Raw genomic sequence first — 2,161 nt, 5'->3', positions numbered from 1 at the left:
ACTGGAAAGAAATGGGAGTCAATTCAGTTCCTACGGTAGTTTTTAATAGAAAAAGTGCTGTTACAGGTGCACAACCGGTAGAGACATTCAAAGAGATTTTGAAACAATTAATTGCAGAGCAATCAGTGGTATAAATAAAGTAGAATTCACTTATAATAAGGTTAAAAAACACGTTCTTGTTCTTTAACCTTATTTTTTTTAGCACTGTAGGGTTGCATTATAGTAATACTAAATGTAAAAGGTATAGAACAATAAATAATTATTTTGCGTAGTTACAGCTAAAGTTATTTTGTAATTAATTAAGATTTTCTCCGCTAAAATATTGTAGATAACCACTATGGAAAGTATTGAAAATTAAAAAAGTACATTTTATAAAATCAATTTTATTTTAGTTTGTTTTTCATGTTAAAAAGTGTATTTTTAACTATAAATAAGAAGACAATAGTAACATACTTCGACTTTTTTTATGGAGAATTTAGACCCCAAACAACCTACAGTTAAACGCCCATTATATAAATTTAGCAAACTTAATAATTTTAGTTTTAACTTTTTTACAGTACAATTTTTTGTAGTCACTTTATTTTTATTTTACATTGAATTATATAATGTGGCTTGGGGGAGTGTGCCCTTGTTTTTAACATTCGTTTATTTCTCAAGTACTAAGAGCTTAAGATTTTCAAAAAAAGCGTTGATTGCCACGTATATGATGATGGCTTATTTTACCTACGCTTATCTATTATATGGTAAATTCTTCAATTTCACTGTGCTTCTGTACATCATTCCTGTTGTACTTCTTATCATCATACGGTACCACAAATTGGTATTGTACGCTATCTTATATATTGCAACAACGGTACCTACAATTATATATTTCGACTACTTTGGTTATGATTTAGGGGGCATTTATAATTATGATAGAGATATCTACAATGAATTCTTTTATTTCACGGTTATAATGATCATGATTTACTTGATAGTTTTATTGACTGCTAGAACAAATTTAGTAAAATATATTATCGAAGATTTAAAAGCAAAAAACATTGAGTTAGAGGAATCACGTATCAAGCTTAAAAAACTGCAAATAAATAAAGAATCGTTTTTTGCGATTATGAGCCACGAGATTAGAACGCCTTTAAATGCAATAAAAGGAATTTCGGATATACTTAAAAGCAACGATCACACAGATGAAAATAAGCATCTCTTAGAATTAATGGATTATTCGTCAAATCATTTGCTGGCTTTGGTTAATAATATACTAGATTTTACTAAGTTAAATGATGGTGCTTTTTCATTGCAGTACTCTTCATTTGACTTGAATAGTGCTTTGAATTCTTCATTTAGAATGAATGAAAGATTAGCGGTAGAAAAAGGATTGGTTTTTAATTTTGTTCTAAAAGATACGTTACCCAATAAAGTATACGGTGATAAAAACAGAATCAACCAAATCATTCTTAATCTATTAAATAACGCAATCGAACATACCGAGGAAGGTAAGATTGAAATGATCGTTGGAGGTGAGTACAATCCAAATGATGAACTGGAGTTTAATCTAACCATACAAATTTCAGATACTGGTTCTGGAATTAGTAAAGAATTGGGAACGAGACTTTTACAAAAATATGCTACAACAAATTCCAGCACTCATAGTGTTGGTTTGGGATTGACAATTTCAAAAGGGCTTTTGGATTTAATGCATGGCCAAATAAGATTCGAATCAGAACCTAATAAAGGCACTTCTTTTTTCATCGACTTACCGCTGCCAATAGTTGCTGAAAATGAGTTAGAATCTGAAAACTCGCAATCTGATTTTAAATTAACCACGCTTAATATACTTATTGTGGATGATAATAAAATCAATCTAATGGTGTTAGAAAAACAATTAAAGAATAAATTAAAAAATAGTACGATTACAAGCGCGTACAATGGTTTAGAGGCACTAAATATTGCAAAAGACAACGATTTTGACTTAATTTTGATGGACGTTTTAATGCCTGTAATGGATGGGATTACTGCCACGCAGCATATTAGAGGCTTAGACAATACCAATAAAAAAACAGTTCCAATCATAGCTTTGACCGCAAATGTTGGCGAAAAAGAACTCTTTGAATGTTCACAAGCAGGAATGAATGATTTTGTAACAAAACCTTTTGAGATCAATGAA

The 2,161-nt window shown here is 30.1% G+C and carries 1 protein-coding gene and 1 pseudogene; both read left to right on the top strand.

The genetic code is table 11. The features are described 5' to 3' along the window. Positions 1–134 (top strand): annotated as a pseudogene (locus P8M54_RS15110) (DsbA family oxidoreductase); the annotation flags it as partial. A 332-nt stretch (positions 135–466) separates the two neighbouring features. Beyond that, on the top strand, positions 467–2,161 hold a 1,695-nt coding region (locus P8M54_RS15105; RefSeq protein WP_300288853.1), incomplete at its 3' end, for a response regulator.

Origin of the sequence: Flavobacterium sp., assembly GCF_029242675.1 — a bacterium.
GTDB lineage: Bacteria > Bacteroidota > Bacteroidia > Flavobacteriales > Flavobacteriaceae > Flavobacterium.
The sequence above is the reverse complement of the archived record's forward strand: the minus strand, read 5'-3'. Positions and strand labels throughout refer to the sequence as shown.